We start from the raw sequence: 22936 nt of genomic DNA, 5'->3' as shown, positions 1-22936 counted from the left end.
GTGGTGCTCCCGCGGGCGGTCGAGGGGCGTGACGCCTGGTTCGTGGTCCTTCGGGAGCTGCCATGTGTCCCGATTCATGAGCGGGTGTACGAATCATTCCGGCGCATAGTGATCGACGGTCACGCATTACTCATCACCCTCTGATGCCGCCTCAACTCAAGGTGGTTCCGGCATGCCTGACGCCTCCGACTAATCTCTTGCCGAGAACTTCGCCGCACTAATCCGCGTGTTCGCGTCAAGCCATCAGCCACCGTGAACACAGGTCCGATCGCTCTGTATCCCGGCCCGATCGCCCCGCCCCGACCGGGCGGCCGCGGCGGAGTGCACCGCACGCCGTACCCAGTGCCGGATGAGGAGAACGTCCACGATGAACCGCAAGACCCTGGTGCTGCCGGCCGTAGTGGGCCTCCTGGCCCCCGCGCTCGCCGCCTGCGGAGGCGCGCAGGCCGGCTCCGGCGACCACGACGGCATCGTCGTCGGCACCACGGACCGGTTCACCGCCACCAAGGACGCCTCCGCCCCCTTCGACCCGGCCTTCGCGTACGACGCCGGCGCCTGGAACGTCCTGCGCCAGACCGTCCAGACGCTGATGCGCATCCCGCGCGGCGGCGGCGCGCCGGTGCCCGAGGCGGCCTCCCGGTGCTCCTTCACCGACCGGGCCAGCGAGAGCTACCGCTGCACCCTGCGCGAGGGGCTCGCGTTCTCCGACGGCACGCCGATCACCGCCAAGGACGTGAAGTTCTCCATCGAGCGCGTCCTCGCCATCAAGTCCGACAACGGCGCCGCCGGCCTCCTGGCGAACATCGACACCATCGAGCCCAAGGGCGACGACGAGATCGTCTTCCACCTGAGGACCCCCGACGCCACCTTCCCGTACAAGCTCTCGACGCCCGTCGCGGGCATTCTGAGCAGCGAGAAGTACGACGCCGGCAAGCTCCGCGACGGCTTCCGGATCGACGGCTCGGGCCCGTACACGATGGAGGCCCAGGTCCGGGACGACCGGGTCACGAAGATCGTGTTCACCCGCAACGAGCACTACAAGGGCGACATCAAGCTCCGCAACGACAAGGTCGAGCTGCGCTCCTTCGACGACACCGACGCCATGGGCAAGGCCCTGGAAGCCGGTGACATCGACATGATGACCCGCACGATGTCGCCCGAGCAGATCAAGGACCTGGCCGAGCACCCCAAGGACGGCATCGAGCTGCGCGAGATGCCCGGCCTGGAGATCCGCTACCTCGCCTTCAACACCAAGGCGGGCTCCGTCCAGGACAAGGCCGTCCGCCAGGCCATCGCCGCCGTCGTCGACCGCGACCAGATCGCCGGCAAGGTCTACGGCTCCACCGCGACCCCGCTCTACTCGCTGATCCCCTCGACGATCGCCGCGCACACCAACTCGTTCTTCAACAAGTACGGCGAGCCCAGCCGCCAGAAGGCCGCCGGCATCCTGAGCGGCGCCCGCATCACCACCCCGGTCAAGCTGACGCTGCACTACACGAGCGACTACTACGGGCCGGGCACGGCCAAGGAGTTCGAGGCGCTGCGCGACCAGCTCAACGCCACCGGGCTCTTCGACGTCCGCGTCCAGGGCAGCGTGTGGTCCGAGTTCCGGCCCGCGCAGAAGCGGGGCGAGTACGCCGTCTACGGGCTCGGCTGGGTCCCCGACTTCCCGGACCCGGACAACTACATCGCGCCGTTCCTCGACGCGGACAACTTCCTCAACTCGCCCTACACCAGCAGCGAGGCGCGCAACCGGCTCATCCCGCAGTCGCGCCGCGCCGCCGACCGCAACGCCGCGTCCCCCGCCTTCGAGCAGCTGCAGGAGATCGTCGCCGACGACGTTCCCGTGCTGCCGCTCTGGCAGGGCAAGCAGTACGTCGCCCACCGGGACGACCTGAACGGCGTCGAATGGGCCCTCAACACCTCCTCGGACCTGCAGCTCTGGGAGCTCGGCCGAGGCATCGCCTGACCCACGATGTACCCGGCCGCGCGATGGGCGCGGCCGGCGCCATGAAGATCCAGAGGCAAGGTTCCTGTGAAGGTGCACAACAAGTGGCTGACCGCCCCCCTCTCGGCGGCGCTGGCGGCCGCGATGCTGAGCGGCTGCGGTTCGGAGAAGGGCGCCGCCGGTGACGACGGCGTCACGGTGCTCATCGGCATGTCCGACGACGTCGTGGCGACCGACCCGGCCGCCGGCTACGACCCCGGCTCCTGGCTGCTGTTCAACAACGTCTTCCAGTCCCTGCTCAGCTTCCCCAAGGGCGCCTCGACGCCCCAGCCGGAGGCGGCCGAGAAGTGCGGCTTCGACCAAGGCGGCAGCACCGTCTTCCGGTGCACGCTGCGCGACGGCCTGAAGTTCAGCAACGGCAACCCGCTCACCGCGAAGGACGTCAAGTTCTCCTTCGAGCGGGCCCTGAAGATCAACGACCCGGCCGGCCCGGCCCCGCTGCTCTCCACGATCGACTCGATCGACACCCCGGACGAGCAGAACGTCGTCTTCAAGCTGAAGGTGCCGGACGCCACCTTCCCCAGCAAGATCGCCTCGGGCGCCGGCTCCATCGTGGACCACCGCGAGTACCCGGAGGACGCGCTGCGCAAGGACGGCAAGGCCGTCGGGTCCGGCCCGTACAAGCTGGACTCCTACTCCGAGGGCCAGGCCGTCTTCTCGGTCAACTCCGAGTACAACGGCACCGCCAAGGTGAAGAACAGCGGTGTCACGCTGAAGTTCTACAACGGCGACCGCAAGTCCCTGGGCGAGGCCCTGAAGAAGGGCGACGTCGACGTCGCCTACCGCGGCCTCGCCCCGGCCGACATCGCCGAGCTGAAGGAGTCCACGGCGTCGGGCTCCAAGGGCATCGAGGTCGTCGAGGGCACCAGCGCCGAGGTGCAGCACCTGGTCTTCAACATGAAGGACCCGGTCGTCGGCAAGCTCGGCGTCCGCAAGGCGATCGCGTACCTCGTCGACCGCGACGAGCTCGTCGAGGACATCCACCGGGCGACCGCCTCCTCGCTGTACTCGATCGTCCCGGCCGGCATCACCGGCCACAACACCGCCTTCTTCGACACCTACGGCGACCGCCCGCAGCCCGAGAAGGCCAAGCAGGCGCTGCGCTCCGCCGGGATCACCAGCAAGGTGGAGCTCACCCTGTGGTCGACGCCGAGCCGCTACGGCGCCTCCACCGAGCAGGAGTTGAAGGCGATCGCCAAGCAGCTCAACACCAGTGGCCTGTTCGACGCGACCGTGAAGTCCGCCGAGTACGAGCAGTACGAGAAGGACATCAAGGCCGGTAAGTACGGCGTGTACGTCAAGGGCTGGGTCCCCGACTACCCGGACGCGGACAACTTCACGGCGCCCTTCTTCGGCGAGGGCAACGTCCTCGGGAACAACTACGAGAACAGCCGGGTCGAGGCCATCATCCCCAAGACGGCGGCCTCTCCCGACCGGACCTCCACCGAGGAGGACTACGCGAAGATCCAGGACATGGTGGCCCAGGACCTTCCGATCCTCCCGTTGTGGCAGGCCAAGCAGTACGCCGTGGCGCGCGACGGCATCACGGGCCTGGAGTGGACGCTGGACGCCTCCACCGTCTTCCGCTTCTGGGAGATCAAGAAGGGCTGACGCCCGGCGCGGCAGCGGGCCTGCCCGCAGGCCCCGCACACGAAAGGGGGGTACCCGGCTCCGGCCGGGTACCCCCCTCGGTGCTCTCTCCGCCCCGCACCGCGGCGGGGCCGCGCTCACTGCGCGCCGGGGCGCACCAGTCCGCTCTCGTACGCGTACACCGCCGCCTGCACCCGGTCACGCAGGCCCAGCTTGGTCAGCACATGGCCCACGTGCGTCTTGACCGTCGTCTCGCTGACGAACAGGTCGGCGGCGATCTCCGCGTTCGACAGCCCGCGCGCCACCAGCTTCAGCACCTCGACCTCACGGTCCGTCAGGCTGTTCAGCGCGTCCGGCACCGGCTCCTCGCCGGACGGCAGGTGCCCGGCGTACTTGTCCAGGAGCCGGCGCGTGATGCTCGGCGCCAGCAGCGCCTCGCCCGCGGCGACCACCCGGATCGCCTGCACCAGCTCATGGGCGGGGGCGTCCTTCAGCAGGAAACCGCTCGCACCGGCGCGCAGCGCCTCCACCACGTACTCGTCCAGGTCGAACGTCGTCAGCACGAGCACCTTCGCCGGCCCGTCCCGCCCCGGCCCGGTGATCTGACGGGTCGCCTCCACCCCGTCCATCCGCGGCATCCGGATGTCCATCAGCACCACGTCGGGCTGGAGCGCCCGCACCTGGTCGAGGGCCTGGAGGCCGTCCCCGGCCTCCCCGACCACCGCGATGTCCTGCTCCGCCTCCAGAATCATCCGGAAGCCGGTGCGCAGCAGCGGCTGGTCGTCGACCAGTAGGACGCGGATCGCCACGGGTACTCCTTAGGGGCTCAGCTGACCGTCCCATTCTGCCCTGGCCCCTCGGTCCGCTGCGCCGGGACCACCGGCAGCGGGTACACCGGCGGCGTACCGCCGAACTCCGGGCAGAACGACTGGTGATCGCACCACCCGCACAGCTTCGTCGGCCGCGGCCGCCAGTCGCCCGTCTCCGTCGCCCGGCGGATCGCGTCCCACAGCGCGAGCAGCTTGCGCTCCACCCGCAGCAGATCCGCCTCCACCGGGTCGTACGTCATCACATCGCCGCTCCCCAGGTACACCAGCTGCAGCCGGCGCGGCACCACGCCCTTCAGCCGCCACACCACCAGGGCGTAGAACGTCATCTGGAACAGCGCCCCCTCGCTGTACTCCGGCCGCGGCGCCTTGCCCGTCTTGTAGTCGACGATCCGCACCTCACCCGTCGGCGCCACGTCCACCCGGTCGATCACTCCCCGCAGCCGCAGCCCCGACTCCAGTTCCGTCTCCACGAACAGCTCGCGCTCCGCGGGCTGCAGCCGCGTCGGGTCCTCCAGCGTGAACCACCGCTCGACCAGCTGCTCCGCCTCGGCCAGCCAGCGCGTCAGCCGCTCGCCCTCGGCGTCACCCTCGAACAGCTCCCCGAGCTCCGGCCGCGCCTCCAGCAGCCGCTCCCACTGGCCCGGCACCATCGCCCTGGCCCGCGGAGCCGTACGCTCGGCCGCCGGGGCGTCGAAGAGCCGCTCCAGCACCGCGTGCACCAGCGTGCCCCGCGTCGCCGCCTCGCTCGGCTTCTCCGGCAGCTTGTCGATCACCCGGAACCGGTACAGCAGCGGGCACTGCATGAAGTCGCTCGCCCGCGACGGCGACAGCGAGACGGGCGGCCGGGCGCCCGGAGCGCCGGCCGGACCGGCGCTCGCGGAACCGGCCGGGCCGGCCTCCGGAGAGCCGGGCGGTGTGCTCGGGGAGCTGGAAGGGCTCGTGGTCATGGTGAAGAACCCTACGGCCCGCCACTGACACCGAGCGGCATACCATCGACGCCAGACCCCCCGACATTGCATGATCGTGACTGGCGAGTGACGCTTCGCACCCGAAGGGAACGCGTGAACAAGGACGACGAGAGCGGCGAGACCCCCCGCCCCCGGTCCGACACGGCCGGATCCACGCCCGACAGCGGCAAACCGCAGGGACCGGGCGGCGGCATCCTCATGGGCCGCATCTTCGGCGTGCCCGTGTACGTGGCCCCCAGCTGGTTCCTCGTGGCCGCCCTCATCACCTGGGTGTTCGGCGCCCAGCTCGACCGCGTGCTGCCCGAGCTCGGCAGCGTCCGGTACCTGGTCTCCCTCTTCTTCGCCGTCGCCTTCTACGCCTCCGTGCTCGTCCACGAACTGGCCCACACCGTGGCGGCGCTCCGCTTCAAGCTGCCGGTGCGGCGCATCCAGCTCCAGTTCTTCGGCGGCGTCTCCGAGATCGAGAAGGAATCCGAGACACCGGGCCGAGAGTTCGTCCTCGCCTTCGTCGGCCCGCTGCTCTCCCTGGTCCTCGCGGGAGGCTTCTACGCCGCGATGCACGCCGTCGAACCGGGCACGGTCCCCGGCTTCCTGCTCGGCGGCCTGATGGCCTCCAACCTGCTCGTGGCGGCCTTCAACCTGCTGCCCGGCCTCCCCCTGGACGGCGGCCGCATGCTCCGCGCCGTCGTGTGGAAGGTCACCGGCAGGCCCATGACCGGCACCGTCGCCGCCGCCTGGGTGGGCCGCGCACTGGCCGTCGCCGTCCTCGTCGGCCTGCCGCTGCTCACCCACACCGGCGCCGCCGGCGAGGGGATCAGCGGCATGGAGACCGTCACCGACGCCCTGCTGGCCGCCATCCTCGCCGCGATCATCTGGACCGGCGCCGGCAACAGCCTGCGCATGGCCCGGCTGCGCGAGCACCTCCCCGACCTGCGCGCCCGTACCCTGACCCGCCGCGCGGTCCCCGTCGAGTCCGACACCCCCCTCTCCGAGGCCCTGCGCCGCGCCAACGACGCCGGCGCCCGCGCCCTCGTCGTGGTCGACGGCCAGGGCGAGCCGACCGCGCTGGTCCGCGAGACCGCCATCGTCGGCGTCCCCCAGCACCGCCGCCCCTGGGTCGCGGTCAGCGGGCTCGCGCAGGAGCTCACCGAGGGCATGAAGGTCCCCGCCGAGCTGGCCGGCGAGGCCCTCCTGGAGCGCCTGCGGGCCACCCCCGCCACCGAGTACCTCGTCGTCGAGGAGACCGGCGAGATCTACGGCGTCCTGTCCACGGCCGACGTGGAGCGCGCCTTCGTCCAGGCCATGGCACGGCCCGGTTCGTAAACCCCATACACTGGTCACATGTCCGAACCGACCGGTGCCGCCCGCCGTCGCGGGCCCTTCAAGGTCGGGGACCAGGTCCAGCTCACCGACCCCAAGGGACGCCACTACACGTTCACGCTCGAGGCCGGGAAGAATTTCCACACCCACAAGGGTTCCTTCCCGCACGACGAGCTGATCGGTGCTCCCGAGGGCAGTGTTGTCCGTACCACGGGAAACGTCGCCTACCTCGCGCTGCGCCCCCTGCTCCCCGACTACGTCCTGTCCATGCCCCGCGGCGCCGCCGTGGTCTACCCCAAGGACGCGGGGCAGATCCTGGCCTTCGCCGACATCTTCCCCGGCGCGCGCGTCGTGGAGGCGGGGGTGGGCTCCGGGTCGCTCAGCAGCTTCCTGCTGCGCGCCATCGGCGACAGCGGCATGCTGCACTCCTACGAGCGCCGCGAGGACTTCGCCGAGATCGCCAAGGCCAATGTGGAGCGCTACTTCGGCGGCCCGCACCCGGCCTGGCAGCTCACCGTCGGCGACCTCCAGGACAACCTCTCGGACACCGACGTCGACCGGGTCATCCTGGACATGCTCGCCCCCTGGGAGTGCCTCGACGCCGTGTCCAAGGCGCTCGTCCCCGGCGGCATCCTCTGCTGCTACGTCGCCACGACCACCCAGCTCGCGCGCACCGTGGAATCGATCCGCGAGATCGGCTGCTACGCCGAGCCGCAGCCGTGGGAGTCGATGATCCGCAACTGGCACGTCGAGGGCCTGGCCGTCCGGCCCGACCACCGGATGATCGGACACACCGGCTTCCTGGTCACCGCCCGCCGCCTCGCCGACGGCGTCGAGCCCCCGATGCGCCGCCGCCGTCCCGCCAAGGGCGCGTACGGCGAGGACTACGAGGGCCCGAACAAGGGCTGACGCCCCGACAACGCACGCCTGCCGCCGTCCAGTTCCCGATCCGCCACCGGGAACTGGACGGCGGCTCCTTTACGTTCGCCTTACCGACCCCGCGGTTCCGCCCCTCTGTGACGTATGGCACGATGCTGGCCACCCCGTCGCACAGCCCACAGGAGACACTCCGCGTGCAGACCTCCGCCGTCCCGGACCTCGCGCACACCCACGCCCGCCCGGTGCACTGGCTGGCCACGGCGACGGCGATGGCCGCGGTGGTCGCGCTCGCCGCGCTGCTGCAGCCGGGAGCCGCCACGGCTTCGCAGACGGGCGGCATCGCCACCGCCGCCGCCCCCGCGGCCCCGGCGCCCGCCCCGGACGCGAGCGCCGTGACGTATCCGCTGGACTGCGCGGGCGCCCCCGGCGTGGTGGCGAAGCAGGCGTCCGGGGACCTCGACGGCGACGGCCGCCCCGAGACGGTCGCGGCCGCCCACTGCGACGCCGGTTCCGGTACCCCGCCGAGCGGCGTCTACGTCCTCACCCGGGGGGAGGGCTCCGCGCCCCGTGTGGTGGCCACCCTGGTGGAACCGGCCGAGCGGCTGCTCCTGCGCGATCTGGCGGTCCGTGACGGAGCCGTCACCGCCACCCTGCTGGGGTACTCCTCGGCGGACGTACCGCGCTGCTGCCCCGATCAGGAGGAAACGGTCAAGTGGCGGTGGACGGGCGGAAAGTTCGTGCGGTCGGGGCCGCTGGAAGCGCGCGGTATGTGATCCGTCACTCCGCGTCCGGACCGTAGACCTCCACGCTGTCCGAAACGCGGCGCACGTGGATGCAGTCGCCCGGGCACTCCTTGGCGGAGTCGACGACGTCCTGCAGCAGGGGCAGCGGCACGGGCGTCGTGGCGCCCTTCTCCTGCAGCAGCTCGTCGTCGGAACTCTTGACATACGCCAGGCCGTCGATGTCCAGTTCAAAGACCTCGGGGGCGTACTGCGCGCAGATCCCGTCACCGGTGCAGAGGTCCTGGTCGATCCAGACCTCCAGCGCCTCGTCGGCGCCCGTGGTCGGAGCCTCGTGCTGCGCGGTCATATCGCCTGCCATTCCGGAGCGTCGTTCTTCTCAGTCGGGCCACCCCTGACGGGTGTTGACCACTCCGACCATACAACCGCCCGCTTTCGAATGTTGATGGGTGGGTATCCCCCTGGCAGTGAGGGAGAGCGCAAGGGTGAAGATCGGACACACCCCGAGAGTCTTTGTGATCTAGGGGTTTCAATCACCACCCACCCAGGTAGGGTCAGGAAGCGTCCAGCTCCCCTTGGAGGAGGTGAGGACCGTGGCAGCCCACGACGACGACATCAACCGCGGCATCCGGCCGGGGCGGGGGTCTGAGGACCCAGCCGGCCAGGTTGCCTATCTCGAGCAGGAAATCGCCGTCCTGCGACGCAAGCTCGCCGACTCTCCGCGGCACACGAGGATTCTCGAGGAGCGGATCGTCGAGCTGCAGACCAATCTGGCCGGCGTGTCCGCGCAGAACGAGCGGCTCGCCAACACGCTCCGTGAGGCCCGTGACCAGATCGTGGCTCTCAAGGAGGAAGTCGACCGGCTCGCGCAGCCGCCGGCGGGCTTCGGTGTGTTCCTTCAGGCCAACGAGGACGGCACGTGCGACATCTTCACCGGGGGCCGCAAGCTCCGGGTGAACGTGAGCCCCAGCGTCGAGCTCGAAGAGCTCCGGCGCGGCCAGGAAGTCATGCTCAACGAGGCGCTCAACGTGGTCGAGGCCATGGAGTACGAGCGCGCCGGGGACATCGTCACCCTCAAGGAGATCCTCGAGGACGGCGAGCGCGCCCTGGTGATCGGGCACACCGACGAGGAGCGGGTGGTGAGGCTCGCCGAGCCGCTGCTGGACACCACCATCCGCCCCGGCGACGCCCTGCTGCTGGAGCCCAGGTCCGGCTACGTCTACGAGGTCATCCCGAAGAGCGAGGTCGAGGAGCTCGTCCTCGAGGAGGTCCCGGACGTCGACTACACCAAGATCGGCGGCTTGGGCAACCAGATCGAGCTGATCCGTGACGCGGTCGAGCTCCCGTACCTCTACCCGGACCTCTTCCAGGAGCACGAACTGCGGCCGCCGAAGGGCATCCTGCTCTACGGCCCGCCCGGCTGCGGCAAGACGCTGATCGCGAAGGCCGTCGCCAACTCCCTTGCCAAGAAGGTCGCCGAGGTGACCGGCCAGCCCGCGGGGAAGAGCTACTTCCTCAACATCAAGGGCCCCGAGCTCCTCAACAAGTACGTGGGCGAGACCGAGCGGCACATCCGCCTGGTCTTCCAGCGCGCTCGTGAGAAGGCGAGCGAGGGCACCCCGGTCATCGTCTTCTTCGACGAGATGGAGTCCCTCTTCCGCACCCGCGGCTCAGGTGTCAGCTCGGACGTGGAGAACACCATCGTCCCGCAGCTGCTCGCCGAGATCGACGGTGTGGAGGGCCTGGAGAACGTCATCGTCATCGGCGCCTCCAACCGCGAGGACATGATCGACCCCGCCATCCTGCGGCCCGGCCGGCTCGACGTGAAGATCAAGATCGAGCGTCCGGACGCGGAGGCGGCCAAGGACATCTTCGCCAAGTACCTGACATCCTCGCTGCCGCTGCACGCGGACGACCTGGCCGAGCACAACGGCTCCAAGGAAGCCGCGGTCGACGCCATGATCCAGTCGGTCGTGGAGCAGATGTACGCGGAATCCGAGGAGAACCGGTTCCTCGAGGTCACGTACGCCAATGGTGACAAGGAAGTCCTGTACTTCAAGGACTTCAACTCCGGCGCGATGATCCAGAACATCGTCGACCGGGCCAAGAAGATGGCCATCAAGGCATTCCTCGACCACAACCAGAAGGGCCTCCGGGTCTCCCACCTCCTCCAGGCTTGCGTGGACGAGTTCAAGGAGAACGAGGACCTGCCGAACACCACGAACCCGGACGACTGGGCCCGTATTTCCGGAAAGAAGGGCGAGCGGATCGTCTTCATCCGCACCCTCGTCACCGGAAAGCAGGGCGCGGACACCGGTCGCTCCATCGACACGGTGGCGAATACCGGCCAGTACCTGTAGGGCGCGGACCGGCTGCGGATGTCCTGGGCCTTCCTCGCCGGAGGCAGGAAGGGCATCCGCAGCCGGTTGCATTCCACGGTCGGGGGCATCATTCCGACCACACCGCAGCAATGACGCAATTGATCTCCCCACCGGCGCGGAGGCGTTCTAGGCTCTTCCGTACCGCCGAGTCGCGCAGTGCGGGGACGGGCACCGCATACGCCTCGGGGAAGCCGCGGTACTTAGCGGCGTACCCGCAGGGGAACGCCGCCGGGCAAGGAGGGCCGCATGACTGTACGGCGAGTAATGGGCATCGAGACGGAGTACGGCATCTCCGTCCCTGGCCACCCGAACGCCAATGCCATGCTCACCTCGTCCCAGATCGTCAACGCGTACGCGGCGGCGATGCACCGGGCGCGCCGCGCCCGCTGGGATTTCGAGGAGGAGAACCCGCTGCGGGACGCCCGCGGCTTCGACCTCGCCCGCGAGGCCGCCGACTCCAGTCAGCTGACCGACGAGGACATCGGCCTGGCCAATGTGATCCTCACGAACGGCGCACGGCTCTACGTGGACCACGCCCACCCCGAGTACAGCGCCCCCGAGGTCACCAATCCGCGGGACGCCGTCCTGTGGGACAAGGCCGGCGAGCGGATCATGGCGGAGGCCGCCGAGCGGGCGGCCCAGCTGCCCGGGGCCCAGCCGATCCACCTCTACAAGAACAACACCGACAACAAGGGCGCCTCCTACGGCACGCACGAGAACTACCTGATGAAGCGGGAGACCCCCTTCTCGGACATCGTGCGGCACCTGACGCCGTTCTTCGTCTCCCGGCAGGTGGTCACCGGCGCCGGCCGGGTCGGCATCGGCCAGGACGGCCGCGAGCACGGCTTCCAGATCAGCCAGCGGGCGGACTACTTCGAGGTCGAGGTCGGCCTGGAGACCACCCTCAAGCGGCCGATCATCAACACCCGCGACGAGCCCCACGCGGACGCCGAGAAGTACCGCCGGCTCCACGTGATCATCGGTGACGCGAACCTGTCCGAGATCTCGACGTACCTGAAGCTCGGCACGACGGCGCTGGTCCTCTCCATGATCGAGGACGGTTTCGTCACCGTCGACCTCGCCGTCGACCAGCCCGTCCGCACGCTCCACCAGGTCTCGCACGATCCGGATCTGAAGCGGTTGATCACCCTCCGTAACGGCCGGACGCTCACCGCTGTCCAGCTGCAGATGGAGTACTTCGAGCTGGCCCGGAAGTACGTGGAGGAACGGTTCGGGGCGGACGCCGACGAGCAGACCAAGGACGTGCTCTCCCGCTGGGAGGACACCCTCAACCGGCTCGAGAACGATCCGATGAGCCTCTCCGGCGAGCTGGACTGGATCGCGAAGCGGGAGCTCATGGAGGGCTACCGCCGCCGGGACGGCCTGGACTGGGACGCCGCGCGCCTGCACCTGGTGGACCTCCAGTACGCCGACGTACGGCCCGACAAGGGCCTGTACAACCGCCTGGCGGCCCGGGGGAGGATGAAGCGGCTGCTGGACGAGGACGCGGTCCTGCGGGCCCAGAGCAGCCCTCCTGAGGACACCAGGGCCTATTTCCGGGGCCGGTGCCTGGAGCAGTACGCGGACGACGTCGCCGCGGCCTCCTGGGATTCCGTGATCTTCGACCTGCCGGGCCGCGACTCGCTGCAGCGGGTTCCCACCCTGGAACCGTTGCGTGGTACACGTAACCACGTCAAGGAGCTGCTGGACCGCTGCCGCACGGCAGAGGAGCTGGTCCGCGTCCTGTCCGGCCACTGAGACCACGGCCGGTCACGCTACGCGATCGTTCGAAAAGAGCTTCGCCCGGGGCTCCGGGGGAATCATGGGGATGGTCCCCGGACGTTGAGGAAACCACAGGGCCGATGTCGGACCCTCCTTGTAGGGTCTGATCTTGAGAGACCGAACCAAGCGGGCAAACCGAGCGGGGTGAGGGATATGGCGACCAAGGACACCGGCGGCGGGCAGCAGAAGGCGACGCGCTCCACGGAGGAGGTCGAGGAGCAGGCGCAGGACGCGCAGGCTTCCGAGGACCTCAAGGAGCGCCAGGAGAAACTGTCCGACGACGTCGACTCCGTACTGGACGAGATCGACGACGTGCTCGAGGAGAACGCCGAGGACTTCGTCCGGTCCTTCGTGCAAAAGGGCGGGCAGTAAAGGACGTTGTCCGTGTCCGGTGCCGCCGGGGGGCCCAGCCCGAAGCCCGGCGGCACCGGGACGGATGACCGGCGACGGCACGGGTAAGGTCCGTGCACAGCACGCATGATCGGCCCGACCGCCGCTGCGGCGGGCCGCCGCCACATTTCGGAAGGAATCGCGTGGAAGCCAACCCTCGTAGCACCGGGCGTCTGCCGGCAGCCTTCCTGACGCCCGGCTCGTCCTCGTTCATGGACTTCCTGGCCGACCACTCACCGGAGCTGCTCCCCGGCAAGCGCACGCTGCCGCCGGTGCAGGGTGTCATCGAGGCCCCGCACGGCACCACCATCGTGGCCGCCACGTTCCCCGGCGGCGTCGTCCTCGCCGGTGACCGGCGGGCGACGATGGGTAACATGATCGCGCAGCGCGACATCGAGAAGGTCTTCCCGGCCGACGAGTACTCGGCTGTGGGCATCGCCGGCACCGCCGGTCTCGCCGTGGAGATGGTCAAGCTCTTCCAGCTGGAGCTGGAGCACTTCGAGAAGGTCGAGGGCACGCAGCTCTCCCTGGAGGGCAAGGCGAACCGGCTCTCGACCATGATCCGCAGCAATCTGGGCATGGCCATGCAGGGCCTGGCCGTGGTCCCGCTCTTCGCCGGCTGGGACGTCGACCGCGAGAAGGGCCGCATCTTCTCGTACGACGTGACCGGCGGCCGCTCCGAGGAGCACGGCTTCGCCGCCACCGGCTCCGGTTCGATCTTCGCGCGCGGCTCGATGAAGAAGCTCTTCCGCGACGACCTCACGGAGCAGCAGGCGGTCACCCTGGTCGTGCAGGCGCTCTACGACGCCGCCGACGACGACTCGGCCACCGGCGGGCCGGACGTGGCGCGCCGGATCTACCCGATCATCACCGTGATCACGGACGAGGGATTCCGGCGGCTCACCGAGGCCGAGGCCTCCGAGACCGCCCGCTCGATCCTGGAGCGCCGCCTCGAACAGCCCGACGGCCCGCGCGCCGCGCTGCTCTGATGAACCCGCCACTGAAGAAAGGGACGGATAGCCGGTGACGACGCCGTTCTATGTCTCGCCCGCACAGGCCATGCAGGACCGTGCGGAGTACGCCCGCAAGGGCATCGCCCGCGGTCGCAGCCTGGTTGTGATGCAGTACGCCGACGGCATCGTCTTCGTCGGTGAGAACCCGTCCCGCGCCCTGCACAAGTTCAGCGAGATCTACGACCGGATCGGCTTCGCCGCGGCCGGTAAGTACAACGAGTACGAGAACCTGCGGATCGGCGGCGTGCGCTACGCCGACCTGCGCGGCTACACCTACGACCGGGACGACGTGACGGCCCGCGGGCTCGCCAACGTCTACGCCCAGACGCTGGGCACCATCTTCTCCAGCGCGGGCGAGAAGCCGTACGAGGTCGAGCTGGTCGTCGCCGAGGTGGGCACCTCCCCGGAGGGCGACCAGATCTACCGGCTGCCGCACGACGGCTCGATCGTGGACGAGCACGGCTCGGTCGCGGTCGGCGGCAACGCCGAGCAGATCAGCAACTTCCTCGACCAGCGCCACCGGGACGGGATGTCGCTCGCCGAGGCGCTGAAGCTCGCCGTCCAGGCCCTCTCCCGGGACACCAACGGCAGCGAGCGGGAGATCCCCGCGGAGCGGCTGGAGGTGGCCGTCCTGGACCGCACGCGTCCGCAGCAGCGCAAGTTCAAGCGGATCGTCGGACGCCAGCTGGTCCGCCTGCTGGAGGCGGACGGAGCGGCCTCCACGCCGACGGACGCCCCGTCCGACGAGGCCGAGGAGGAGTAGCCCCGGCCGCCGCAGAGCCGCTGCGCCGGTGCCCTTCACCGACGCACCGCGCCATCACCGGTGCCCCGGACCGCCCGTGCGGTCCGGGGCACCGGCGTCTCAGGCGGTGGGCGCGGGGCCCGAGGAACCGCGGGGCACCAGGGTGACGGGCAGGTCGCCGGCCTCGGGCGGGCGGCCTCCCAGCACCGCGAGCAGCGCCGCCATGCCGCGCTCGCCGATCCGTTCCGCCGGCAGCCGCACGGTGGTCAGCTCCGGCTCCACCGCCATCGCCAGCGCCAGGTCGTCGAAGCCGGTGACCGACACGTCCTCGGGGACCCGCAGACCCAGGCGCCGCACCGCCTTGCAGGCGCCGGCCGCCAGGATGTCGTCGTCGCACACCACGGCCGTCGGGCGGGGCCCCGGCCCGCTCAGCGCACGCTCCGCCGCCTCCCGCGCGCCCGCCACGTCCAGCGGTGCGGGCACGGTCCGCAGCTCGACGCCGGGGACGCCGCGCAGGCACGAGGCCAGCGCCCGGGCCCGTACGTCGAACGTCCAGGACGCCACGGCCGACGACAGGTGCAGGAAGCGGCGGTGGCCCAGGCCCAGCAGATGCTCCGTCACCTGGCGCATTCCGTCGGGGATGTCCAGGTTCACGTGCGCGGCCGCGTCCGGGTCGTCCGGGTCGCTGTCCAGCATCACCAGCGGGAGGTCGGTCCCGCGGATCGCCCGCAGCGCGCCGGCGGCCATCGAGGAGGCGATGACACCGTCCAGCGCGGCCCGCGCGGAGGCGAACGGGTCCCTCGCCGGGCCGACACCCTCGGGGGAGGGGTACAGCACCACGCCGAAGCCGTGCTCGGCGGCGACCGCGGCGGCGCCGGTGTAGACGCGGGCGAAGAACTCGTTCGTGAGGGCCGGGACGACCAGCAGCGCCGTGCGGGTACGGCCGAGCCGCAGATGGCGTGCCGCGAGGTTGGGCCGGTACCCGAGCCGGTCGGCGGTGTCGCGCACCAGGGCGGCGGTGCGCTCCGAGACCCGCCCGCGCCACTTGTCGCCGAGGACGAGGGACACGGTGGCCTGCGACACCCCGGCCTCCCGCGCCACGTCCCGGCTGGTCGGACGCCCGCCGGGGCTCTCCGGGTGGTGCACGCACGCCTCCGCGGTCGACGATCACGGGCCGCGAGGTGGACCCGGGGAATGCCGTCATGGTACGTATGACGGAGACGTTATACGTAAAACCTCGGTCCGGTCGCCCCGGCAGTCCGGGGGAGAGGGGTACTCCATGGCCGCGGCCTCCGGCGGATACGCCGACATACTCAGGGCGCCCCACGCCGTCCGGCTCCTGGCCGGCACCCTCGTGGGGCGGCTGCCCAACGCCACCGCTCCCATCGCGATCGTGCTGTTCACCCGCGCCGAAGGCGGCAGCTACAGCCTCGCGGGAGCCCTCGCCGCCGTGTACGGCCTGGCCAACGCCGTCGGGCAGCCCCTCCTCGGCCGCGCCGTGGACCTCCACGGCCAGCCGCGCGTCCAGCTCCCCGCGGCCGTCCTCTCCGCGCTCGGCATGGCGCTGCTGGTCCTGGCCGGCACCGGGGCGCTCCCGCTCGCGTACACGGCCGTGGCCGTCGCGGGTCTGTTCACCCCGCCGCTGGAAGGCGGTCTGCGGGCGCTGTGGCCCGGCGTCCTCGGCGGTGAGGACCGGGTCCACCGGGCCTACGCCCTCGACGCGGTCGCCCAGGAGATCATGTTCACCGTCGGCCCGCTGCTGGTGACGCTGCTGGTCGCCCTCCAGTCGCCGGCCGCCGCGCTGCTCGTCATCAACGCCCTCGGGGTACTCGGCGCGCTGTCCGTCGTCCTGTCCGAGCCCTCGCGGACCTGGCGCTCCGCGCCCCGCGAGGCGCACTGGCTGGGCGCCCTGCGCTCGCCCGGGCTGCTCGCCCTGCTCGGCGCCTTCTTCTTCGTGGGCCTGGCCATGGGGTCCATCACCGTGGCCGGGGTCGCCTACGCCGACGACCACGGCCGGGAGTCCGTCTACGGCTGGCTGATGGCCGCCCTCGGCCTCGGCGCGCTGATCGGCGGCGGCCTCTACGGCGCCCGCCAGTGGGCCGGGGCCCCCGAACGCCGGCTGCGGCTCCTCATCGGCCTGCTGGCGCTCGGCTACCTGCCGCTGCTCCTCACGCCCGGTGTCGCCCCGATGACGGCCCTGGCCGCGGTCGCCGGCCTCTTCCTGGCGCCGGCCATCGCCTGCGCGTTCATCGTCGTCGACCGGCACGCCCCGCGCGGCACGGTCACCGAGGCGTTCTCCTGGCTCGTGACCACGTTCGGCGTGGGCGCCGCCGCCGGAACGGCCGCGGCCGGCCCGGCCGTGGAGCTGTCCGGCACGACCGCCGGTTTCGGCGTCGCCGCGGCGGCCGGATTCGCCGCCCTGCTGGTCCTGCTGGCCACCCGGCGCGTACTGGCAGTTCCCCCTCGTACGGCACAACCCGCCGGTGACGTGGTGGCGGTATCGGAAAATGATCGAAACGGTACCGTCGAACCCGGTTTCAGCTCACGTCATCAGGCGTAATGTTCAGTCATGGACCGCCGCATTTTCGGGCTGGAGAACGAGTACGGCGTCACGTGCACGTTCAGGGGACAGCGCCGGCTGTCTCCTGACGAAGTGGCGCGCTACCTCTTCCGCCGTGTCGTGTCATGGGGCCGCAGCAGCAACGTCTTCCTGCGGAACGGCGCCCGCCTGTATCTGGACGTGGGATCGCATCCGGAATATGCAACGCCCGAATGCGACAACGTGACCGAACTGGTCACCCACGACAAGGCCGGCGAGCGCATTCTGGAAGGTCTGCTCGTCGACGCAGAACGCCGTCTGCACGAGGAGGGAATCGCGGGCGACGTCTACCTCTTCAAGAACAACACCGACTCGGCGGGAAACTCCTACGGTTGCCACGAGAACTACCTCGTCGCCCGTCACGGAGAGTTCTCCCGGCTCGCGGACATCCTCATTCCCTTCCTGGTGACCCGGCAACTGATCTGCGGCGCCGGCAAGGTGCTGCAGACCCCGCGCGGCGCCGTGTACTGCGTCAGCCAGCGCGCCGAGCACATCTGGGAGGGCGTCAGTTCCGCCACCACCCGCTCCCGGCCCATCATCAACACCCGCGACGAACCGCACGCCGACGCCGAGCGCTACCGCCGCCTCCACGTCATCGTCGGCGACTCGAACATGTCCGAGACGACCATGCTGCTCAAGGTCGGCGCCACCGACCTCGTGCTGCGCATGATCGAGGCGGGCACCGTGATGCGCGACCTCACCCTGGAGAACCCCATCCGGGCGATCCGCGAGGTCAGCCACGACATCACCGGCCAGCGCAAGGTGCGCCTGGCCAGCGGGCGCGAGGCGTCCGCCCTGGAGGTCCAGCGGGAGTACTACGACAAGGCCGTCGACTTCGTGGACCGGCGCGGCATCCGCACCGGCACGGTCGCCCAGGTCCTGGAGCTGTGGGGCCGCACGCTCGACGCCATCGAGCAGGAGGACCTCGACCGGATCGACACCGAGATCGACTGGGTCATGAAGTACAAGCTCCTCGAGCGCTACCGCGCCAAGCACAACATGACCATGTCGCACCCGAGGGTCGCCCAGATAGACCTCGCCTACCACGACATCCACCGCCGGCGCGGGCTGTACTACCTGCTGGAGAAGAAGGGCCAGGCCGCCCGGATCTGCAACGACCTGAAGATCTTCGAGGGCAAGTCGGTGCCCCCGCAGACCACCCGGGCCAGGCTGCGCGGCGATTTCATCCGCCGCGCCCAGGAGCAGCGCCGGGACTTCACCGTCGACTGGGTCCACCTCAAGCTCAACGACCAGGCCCAGCGCACCGTGCTCTGCAAGGACCCCTTCCGGTCGGTCGACGACCGGGTGGAGAAGCTGATCGCCGGGATGTGACCCGGCCGGCCGCACCGGGCCCCGCACCCCCTCGGGTGCGGGGCCCGGCGCATGCCGGACGGGGGCCGGGGGAAGGGCGGGCCGTAGAGTGACCGCACTGACATCCCACCAACCCCCCGAGGACAACTGTGCGACGTCGACTCGCTGCTCTGGTCATCGTGCCCGCCCTGCTGCTGACGGCCTGCGGGGGTGAGGACGAGAAGCCGAAGGACGACGCCTCCGCGTCGCCCAGCGCGACGCAGTCGCCCTCGCGGCCGCCGGTGCCGAAGCCGGTCGAGTCGGCCTCCCCGCTGCCGCAGGTCAGCGGTGACAAGGGCAAGAAGGCGACGATCACCGTCCCCAAGGACGAGCCGAGCACGTCGTTCGTCGTGAAGACCCTCACCCCGGGCACGGGCGCCGAGGTGAAGAAGGACGACCTGGTGGTCGCCGACTTCACCGCCAAGATCTGGAAGGGCAACAAGAACCTCGGCAGCTCCTACGACGAGGGCGGCGTCCCGCAGGTCATCACCGCCGGCTCCCCGACCGTGATCCCGGCCTTCGCCGATGCCGTGACCGGCCAGAAGGTCGGCAGCCGCGTCCTGGTCGTCGCCCCGCCCGCCGCCGCCTTCGGGCCCTCCGGCAACCCGCAGATCGGCGTCTCCGGCACCGACACCCTGGTCTTCGTCCTCGACATCGAGAGCATCATGCCGAAGAAGGCCGAGGGACAGCAGAAGGAGATCCCGGCGAACCTGCCGCAGATCGACGCCTCGAAGGAGGCGCCGGCCACCATCAGGATCCCCAAGAACGACCCGCCGGCGAAGCTCGTCAGCGATGTCCTCATCGAGGGCAAGGGCGCCGAGGTCAAGAGCGGGCAGCGGGTGTTCATGCAGTACACCGGTGCCGCCTGGAAGATCAACGAGGGCAAGGACCCGGCGAAGAACTTCGACTCCTCCTGGAACGCCGGCAAGCCGTTCGACACGATCATCGGTCAGGGCCAGGTCATCCCGGGCTGGGACAAGGGCCTCATCGGCAAGAAGGTCGGCAGCCGCGTCCTGCTGGTCATCCCGCCGGACCAGGCGTACGGCGACCAGGACAAGGGCCCGGAGCTGCCGGCGAACTCCACGCTGGTCTTCGTCGTCGACATCCTGGGCGCAATGTAAGACTGTCTCCTTGCACACAAGCGATCAAGTAGGAGCACTCAGTGAGCATCGACAAGCCCGAGGTCGACTTCCCGGGTGGCGAGCCGCCGGCCGAGCTGGAGATCAAGGACATCTGGGAGGGCGACGGCGCCGTGGCCAAGGCCGGTGACCGCGTCAAGGTCCACTACGTGGGCGTGGCCTTCTCCACCGGCGAGGAGTTCGACGCGTCCTGGAACCGCGGCACGCCGCTGCAGTTCCAGCTCGGAGTCGGCCAGGTCATCCCGGGCTGGGACCAGGGCGTGCAGGGCATGAAGGTCGGCGGCCGCCGTCAGCTGGTCATCCCCGCCCACCTGGCGTACGGCGACCGGGGTGCCGGCTCGGCCATCGCCCCGGGCGAGACGCTGATCTTCGTCTGCGACCTCGTCGCGGTCGGCTGACCGGTGACCCACGGCCGGTGACAGGCCGTTCCCGAGGGCCCGTGCCGCCCACCCCGGACTCCCGTCCCGGGGCCGCGGCACGGGCCCTCGGCTTCCGCCGCGACTTTTGCCGCGACACCCCGGGGCGGTACGTTGACCGGGCGACTACGACTCCATAAGAAGAGGTGCAGGGCGTCGATGGCCATTGCCAAGGCCGAGCGGCTGATGAATCTGGCGCTGTGCCTGCTGGGAACCCGGCGCCCGCTGAGCAAGCGCGAGTTGCGCGGTTCCATCGAGGCCTACCTGGAGGCCGGTTCCGACGACTCCTTCAACCGCATGTTCGAGCGGGACAAGGACGATCTGCGCGAACTCGGGCTGGTCATCGAGACCGTGGAGAACCTCGACGGCGAGACCGGCTACCTCGCCCGCCGCGACTCCAACCGTCTGCCGCCCATCCAGCTCGACGCCGAGGAGGCCGCCGCCCTGGGCCTCGCCGCCAAGGTGTGGCAGCAGGCCCGGCTCGCCGGCGCCGCCAGCGGTGCCCTGCAGAAGCTGCGCGCCGCCGGCATGCCCGAGACGCAGGACGCGTACGACGACCGGCACAGCGCCCTCGAACCGCGCATCCCCGTCCACGAGGCCGCCTTCGAACCGCTCATGCTGGCCTGCCGCGACCGCCGCCCCGTCGTCTTCGAGTACCGCAAGGCCAACGCCGCCCGGCCCGAGACCCGTCAGGTCGAGCCGTGGACGCTGGAGTGCTGGCGCGGCCACTGGTACCTGGCCGGCTGGGACCGCGAGCGCGGCGCCGAGCGCGTCTTCCGCCTCTCCCGGATCACCGGCAGGGTCCGTTCCCGGGCCGGTGCCTTCACCGCCCCGGTCCCGGACGTCTCCACCGTCCGCGAGACCGTCGAGCGGTGGGCGGGGGAGACCGCGACCCGCTCCGCGCTGATCCGGCTGCGCACCGACTGCGGCTACCCGCTGCGCGCCCGCGCCCTGTCCGTACGGGAGCTGGGCAACGGCTGGGACGAGCTGGAGATCCCGTACGGACACGGACTGGACGCCTGGCTCGTCGAGTTCGGGCCGGACGTCGTCGTACTGGAACCGGCCGATCTGCGGGCCGACGTGGTGGACCGGCTGCGCGCCGTGGCCAAGGGCTGAGGGGGACGTGGGAACGATGGCCACGAACGCGATCGACCAGACCCGGCGGATGCTCTCGCTGGTGACGTACCTCCGTGAGCGCCCCGGCGCCCACGTCGGCGACGTCGCCCGGGCCTTCGGGATCACCGAGGACGAGCTGATCTCCGACCTCGACGTGCTGCCGATGTGCGGCACCAGCTTCCGCGGCGGGGACCTGCTGGACATCGACACCGACGGCGAGCGGATCTGGTGGCACAACCCGGCCGCCCTCGCGGCGGAGGCGGCCGAGCCGCTGCGGCTCGCGGCCGACGAGGCCACCGCGCTGCTGGTCGCCGCGCGGGCCGTCGCCACCCTGCCCGGGCTGCGCGAGGGCGACCGCGAGGCGCTGCTGCGCGCCACCGCGAAGCTGGAGGCCGCGGCCGGTGAGGCGGCGGGGGCGAGCTCCCGGCTGTCGGTGACCTTCGAGTCGGAGGGCGGTGTCTTCGCCGAGGTCGACCGGGCCATCTCGGAGCGGCGCCGGCTCTGGGTGCGGTACTACTCGCCCGCGCGCGACGAGCTGACCGAGCGCGAGGTCGACCCGATCCGGCTCTTCGCCGTCGGCCACACCTACATGGAGGCCTGGTGCCGGCTCTCCGAGGCGCGGCGGACCTTCCGGCTCGACCGCGTGGCCGAGATCCGGATCCTGGACGAGCCGTCGGCGCCGCCGGAGATAGAACTGCGCGACCTCTCCGAAGGGCTGGTCCAGCCGTCGGCCGACGACCCCGAAGTGGTCGTGGAGGTCGGACCCGGCGGCCGCTGGGTCGCCGAGTACTACCCGCACGACAGCGCGGAGGAACTGCCCGACGGCGGGCTGCGCATCAGCCTGCGGACGCCGGATCCGGCCTCCCTGCGCCGCTTGGCGCTGCGGCTCGGCCGGGACGGGCGGATCGTCACGCCGCCGGACCTCGCCGACAGCGCGCGCCGGGCGGCCGCCGAGGCGCTGGCCGCGTACGACAGCGCGCCGTGAACGGGACGTGCTTCGGAGCGCCGGGGAAGCAGGGGTACAGCGAGTTGAGGAATCGAGGTAATTGAGGGATATGTCCGCGATGTCCGGAACTGTCTCGCCGCAGCTCGCGCCGGTCCTCTTCAAGGCCGCCTGCCCCCACTGCCGGGCCCGCTTCGAGCTCGCCGCCGGCTCCCTGCGGCTCGCCATCGGCGCGAGCCGCCGCACCACCTTCTACTCCTTCACCTGCCCCGCGTGCGGCTCCGCCGTACGCAAACCCGCGGGCGAACGCATCGTCGAACTCCTCACCGGGGGCGGCGTGCGGACGCTGCGGCTCCACTCCACGGTCTGACTACCCCTAGGCTCTGCGCATGTTCTGGCCCATGCTCGCCATCGCCCTCGGCTTCCTCGGCATCGCCGTCCTCGGCGTCCTCGGCGTCCGGGTGTTCCTGGAGGCCCAGCGCCTCGGCCGTCAAGTGACGCGTACCACAGAGCGCATCAACCGCGCCGCCGAGGAACTGGAGCGGGCGGCCACCGACCTGGCCAAGTCGGGCCAGACCTTGCGGTGAAAGCATCGGCGGCCTCCTGCCGTCCGGGGCCGGGAGGTACGCTGCTGGTCGCGGCGGTTTCCCACCATCCGCCGCAAACGGGCGTACGCACGGGGATTGCCGGGCGTTCACCCGTGCGCGTTACGATCGCTGACGGTCGCGGT

22 protein-coding genes are annotated in these 22936 nt (G+C 70.6%); 18 read left to right on the top strand and 4 right to left on the bottom strand.

Annotation, left to right across the window (positions count from 1 at the left end):
- The first annotated feature begins 367 nt into the window (after nucleotides 1–367).
- Together ACIA79_RS15285 and ACIA79_RS15280 are read left to right on the top strand one after the other, a co-directional pair.
- A complete protein-coding gene (locus tag ACIA79_RS15285; protein ID WP_399428718.1) occupies nucleotides 368–1969 on the top strand; it encodes an ABC transporter substrate-binding protein in 1602 nt (533 codons plus the stop codon).
- A 66-nt stretch (nucleotides 1970–2035) separates the two neighbouring features.
- Nucleotides 2036–3619 (top strand): ABC transporter substrate-binding protein, encoded by a 1584-nt coding sequence (locus tag ACIA79_RS15280; protein ID WP_399428717.1) that lies wholly within the window; start codon nucleotides 2036–2038, stop codon nucleotides 3617–3619.
- Between the two features lie 116 nt (nucleotides 3620–3735).
- Here ACIA79_RS15280 and ACIA79_RS15275 read toward each other — a convergent pair whose 3' ends face one another.
- Together ACIA79_RS15275 and ACIA79_RS15270 are read right to left on the bottom strand one after the other, a co-directional pair.
- A complete protein-coding gene (locus tag ACIA79_RS15275) occupies nucleotides 3736–4407 on the bottom strand; it encodes a response regulator (protein WP_399428716.1) in 672 nt (223 codons plus the stop codon).
- 17 nt (nucleotides 4408–4424) lie between these two features.
- Complete coding sequence (locus tag ACIA79_RS15270; RefSeq protein ID WP_399428715.1) at nucleotides 4425–5375, bottom strand: RecB family exonuclease; 951 nt, start codon at nucleotides 5373–5375, stop codon at nucleotides 4425–4427.
- Between the two features lie 114 nt (nucleotides 5376–5489).
- Between ACIA79_RS15270 and ACIA79_RS15265 the strand changes: the two genes are divergently transcribed.
- From ACIA79_RS15265 to ACIA79_RS15255, 3 genes are all read left to right on the top strand, one after another.
- Nucleotides 5490–6719 carry a site-2 protease family protein gene (locus ACIA79_RS15265; protein ID WP_399428714.1) on the top strand — a complete coding sequence of 410 codons (1230 nt, stop codon included), beginning with the start codon at nucleotides 5490–5492 and terminating at the stop codon, nucleotides 6717–6719.
- 18 nt (nucleotides 6720–6737) lie between these two features.
- Nucleotides 6738–7625, top strand: a complete 888-nt coding sequence (locus ACIA79_RS15260) for a tRNA (adenine-N1)-methyltransferase (protein WP_031075415.1) — start codon at nucleotides 6738–6740, stop codon at nucleotides 7623–7625.
- 164 nt (nucleotides 7626–7789) lie between these two features.
- Nucleotides 7790–8368 carry a hypothetical protein gene (locus tag ACIA79_RS15255; protein ID WP_399428713.1) on the top strand — a complete coding sequence of 193 codons (579 nt, stop codon included), beginning with the start codon at nucleotides 7790–7792 and terminating at the stop codon, nucleotides 8366–8368.
- 4 nt (nucleotides 8369–8372) lie between these two features.
- Here the strand turns inward: ACIA79_RS15255 and ACIA79_RS15250 are convergent, their stop codons facing one another.
- On the bottom strand, nucleotides 8373–8684 hold the full coding sequence (locus tag ACIA79_RS15250; protein WP_399428712.1) for a ferredoxin: 312 nt from the start codon (nucleotides 8682–8684) through the stop codon (nucleotides 8373–8375).
- Between the two features lie 244 nt (nucleotides 8685–8928).
- Between ACIA79_RS15250 and arc the strand changes: the two genes are divergently transcribed.
- The 5 genes from arc (at nucleotide 8929) to prcA (ending at nucleotide 14664) form a co-directional block, all read left to right on the top strand.
- Entirely contained in the window at nucleotides 8929–10695 is a 1767-nt protein-coding gene (gene arc / locus ACIA79_RS15245; RefSeq protein WP_031075408.1) for a proteasome ATPase, read from the top strand.
- A gap of 267 nt (nucleotides 10696–10962) precedes the next feature.
- Entirely contained in the window at nucleotides 10963–12474 is a 1512-nt protein-coding gene (dop, locus tag ACIA79_RS15240; RefSeq protein WP_399428711.1) for a depupylase/deamidase Dop, read from the top strand.
- 177 nt (nucleotides 12475–12651) lie between these two features.
- Entirely contained in the window at nucleotides 12652–12870 is a 219-nt protein-coding gene (locus tag ACIA79_RS15235; protein WP_016325855.1) for a ubiquitin-like protein Pup, read from the top strand.
- Between the two features lie 161 nt (nucleotides 12871–13031).
- A complete protein-coding gene (prcB, locus tag ACIA79_RS15230) occupies nucleotides 13032–13877 on the top strand; it encodes a proteasome subunit beta (RefSeq protein ID WP_399428710.1) in 846 nt (281 codons plus the stop codon).
- 34 nt (nucleotides 13878–13911) lie between these two features.
- Entirely contained in the window at nucleotides 13912–14664 is a 753-nt protein-coding gene (gene prcA / locus ACIA79_RS15225) for a proteasome subunit alpha (protein ID WP_399428709.1), read from the top strand.
- 99 nt (nucleotides 14665–14763) lie between these two features.
- On the opposite strand, the gene ACIA79_RS15220 is transcribed toward prcA, so the two are convergent.
- Nucleotides 14764–15789 (bottom strand): LacI family DNA-binding transcriptional regulator, encoded by a 1026-nt coding sequence (locus ACIA79_RS15220; protein ID WP_399428708.1) that lies wholly within the window; start codon nucleotides 15787–15789, stop codon nucleotides 14764–14766.
- 133 nt (nucleotides 15790–15922) lie between these two features.
- Here ACIA79_RS15220 and ACIA79_RS15215 point away from each other — a divergent pair, with 133 nt between their 5' ends.
- The 8 genes from ACIA79_RS15215 (at nucleotide 15923) to ACIA79_RS15180 (ending at nucleotide 22793) form a co-directional block, all read left to right on the top strand.
- A complete protein-coding gene (locus ACIA79_RS15215) occupies nucleotides 15923–17203 on the top strand; it encodes an MFS transporter (RefSeq protein ID WP_399428707.1) in 1281 nt (426 codons plus the stop codon).
- 9 nt (nucleotides 17204–17212) lie between these two features.
- Nucleotides 17213–18574 (top strand): Pup--protein ligase, encoded by a 1362-nt coding sequence (pafA, locus tag ACIA79_RS15210; protein ID WP_031075399.1) that lies wholly within the window; start codon nucleotides 17213–17215, stop codon nucleotides 18572–18574.
- Nucleotides 18575–18702: 128 nt separating this feature from the next.
- Entirely contained in the window at nucleotides 18703–19713 is a 1011-nt protein-coding gene (locus ACIA79_RS15205; RefSeq protein WP_399428706.1) for an FKBP-type peptidyl-prolyl cis-trans isomerase, read from the top strand.
- 41 nt (nucleotides 19714–19754) lie between these two features.
- The gene (locus tag ACIA79_RS15200; RefSeq protein WP_399428705.1) at nucleotides 19755–20129 is read left to right on the top strand and encodes an FKBP-type peptidyl-prolyl cis-trans isomerase; all 375 of its coding nucleotides are present in this window, start codon (nucleotides 19755–19757) and stop codon (nucleotides 20127–20129) included.
- A 177-nt stretch (nucleotides 20130–20306) separates the two neighbouring features.
- Nucleotides 20307–21263, top strand: coding sequence for a helix-turn-helix transcriptional regulator (locus tag ACIA79_RS15195; RefSeq protein ID WP_399428704.1), 957 nt, complete (start codon nucleotides 20307–20309; stop codon nucleotides 21261–21263).
- Between the two features lie 16 nt (nucleotides 21264–21279).
- Nucleotides 21280–22248 carry a helix-turn-helix transcriptional regulator gene (locus tag ACIA79_RS15190; protein WP_399428703.1) on the top strand — a complete coding sequence of 323 codons (969 nt, stop codon included), beginning with the start codon at nucleotides 21280–21282 and terminating at the stop codon, nucleotides 22246–22248.
- 79 nt (nucleotides 22249–22327) lie between these two features.
- The gene (locus ACIA79_RS15185) at nucleotides 22328–22576 is read left to right on the top strand and encodes a hypothetical protein (RefSeq protein WP_399428702.1); all 249 of its coding nucleotides are present in this window, start codon (nucleotides 22328–22330) and stop codon (nucleotides 22574–22576) included.
- A gap of 19 nt (nucleotides 22577–22595) precedes the next feature.
- Entirely contained in the window at nucleotides 22596–22793 is a 198-nt protein-coding gene (locus ACIA79_RS15180) for a hypothetical protein (RefSeq protein ID WP_399428701.1), read from the top strand.
- The last annotated feature ends 143 nt before the right edge of the window (nucleotides 22794–22936 follow it).

Source organism: Streptomyces sp. NPDC051310, from assembly GCF_044455245.1.
In the GTDB taxonomy this organism is placed as follows: domain Bacteria; phylum Actinomycetota; class Actinomycetes; order Streptomycetales; family Streptomycetaceae; genus Streptomyces.
This window is presented reverse-complemented; position numbering and strand designations above follow the sequence as displayed.

Bases quoted from the DNA above. Each gene is read 5' to 3' on its own strand.
- ACIA79_RS15285 (WP_399428718.1), top strand. From the start codon at position 368: ATGAACCGCAAGACCCTGGTGCTGCCGGCCGTAGTGGGCCTCCTGGCC.
- ACIA79_RS15270 (WP_399428715.1), bottom strand. From the start codon at position 5,375: ATGACCACGAGCCCTTCCAGCTCCCCGAGCACACCGCCCGGCTCTCCG.
- ACIA79_RS15260 (WP_031075415.1), top strand. From the start codon at position 6,738: ATGTCCGAACCGACCGGTGCCGCCCGCCGTCGCGGGCCCTTCAAGGTC.
- ACIA79_RS15250 (WP_399428712.1), bottom strand. From the start codon at position 8,684: ATGACCGCGCAGCACGAGGCTCCGACCACGGGCGCCGACGAGGCGCTG.
- dop (WP_399428711.1), top strand. From the start codon at position 10,963: ATGACTGTACGGCGAGTAATGGGCATCGAGACGGAGTACGGCATCTCC.
- ACIA79_RS15235 (WP_016325855.1), top strand. From the start codon at position 12,652: ATGGCGACCAAGGACACCGGCGGCGGGCAGCAGAAGGCGACGCGCTCC.
- ACIA79_RS15215 (WP_399428707.1), top strand. From the start codon at position 15,923: ATGGCCGCGGCCTCCGGCGGATACGCCGACATACTCAGGGCGCCCCAC.
- pafA (WP_031075399.1), top strand. From the start codon at position 17,213: ATGGACCGCCGCATTTTCGGGCTGGAGAACGAGTACGGCGTCACGTGC.
- ACIA79_RS15195 (WP_399428704.1), top strand. From the start codon at position 20,307: ATGGCCATTGCCAAGGCCGAGCGGCTGATGAATCTGGCGCTGTGCCTG.
- ACIA79_RS15190 (WP_399428703.1), top strand. From the start codon at position 21,280: ATGGCCACGAACGCGATCGACCAGACCCGGCGGATGCTCTCGCTGGTG.
- ACIA79_RS15185 (WP_399428702.1), top strand. From the start codon at position 22,328: ATGTCCGGAACTGTCTCGCCGCAGCTCGCGCCGGTCCTCTTCAAGGCC.
- ACIA79_RS15180 (WP_399428701.1), top strand. From the start codon at position 22,596: ATGTTCTGGCCCATGCTCGCCATCGCCCTCGGCTTCCTCGGCATCGCC.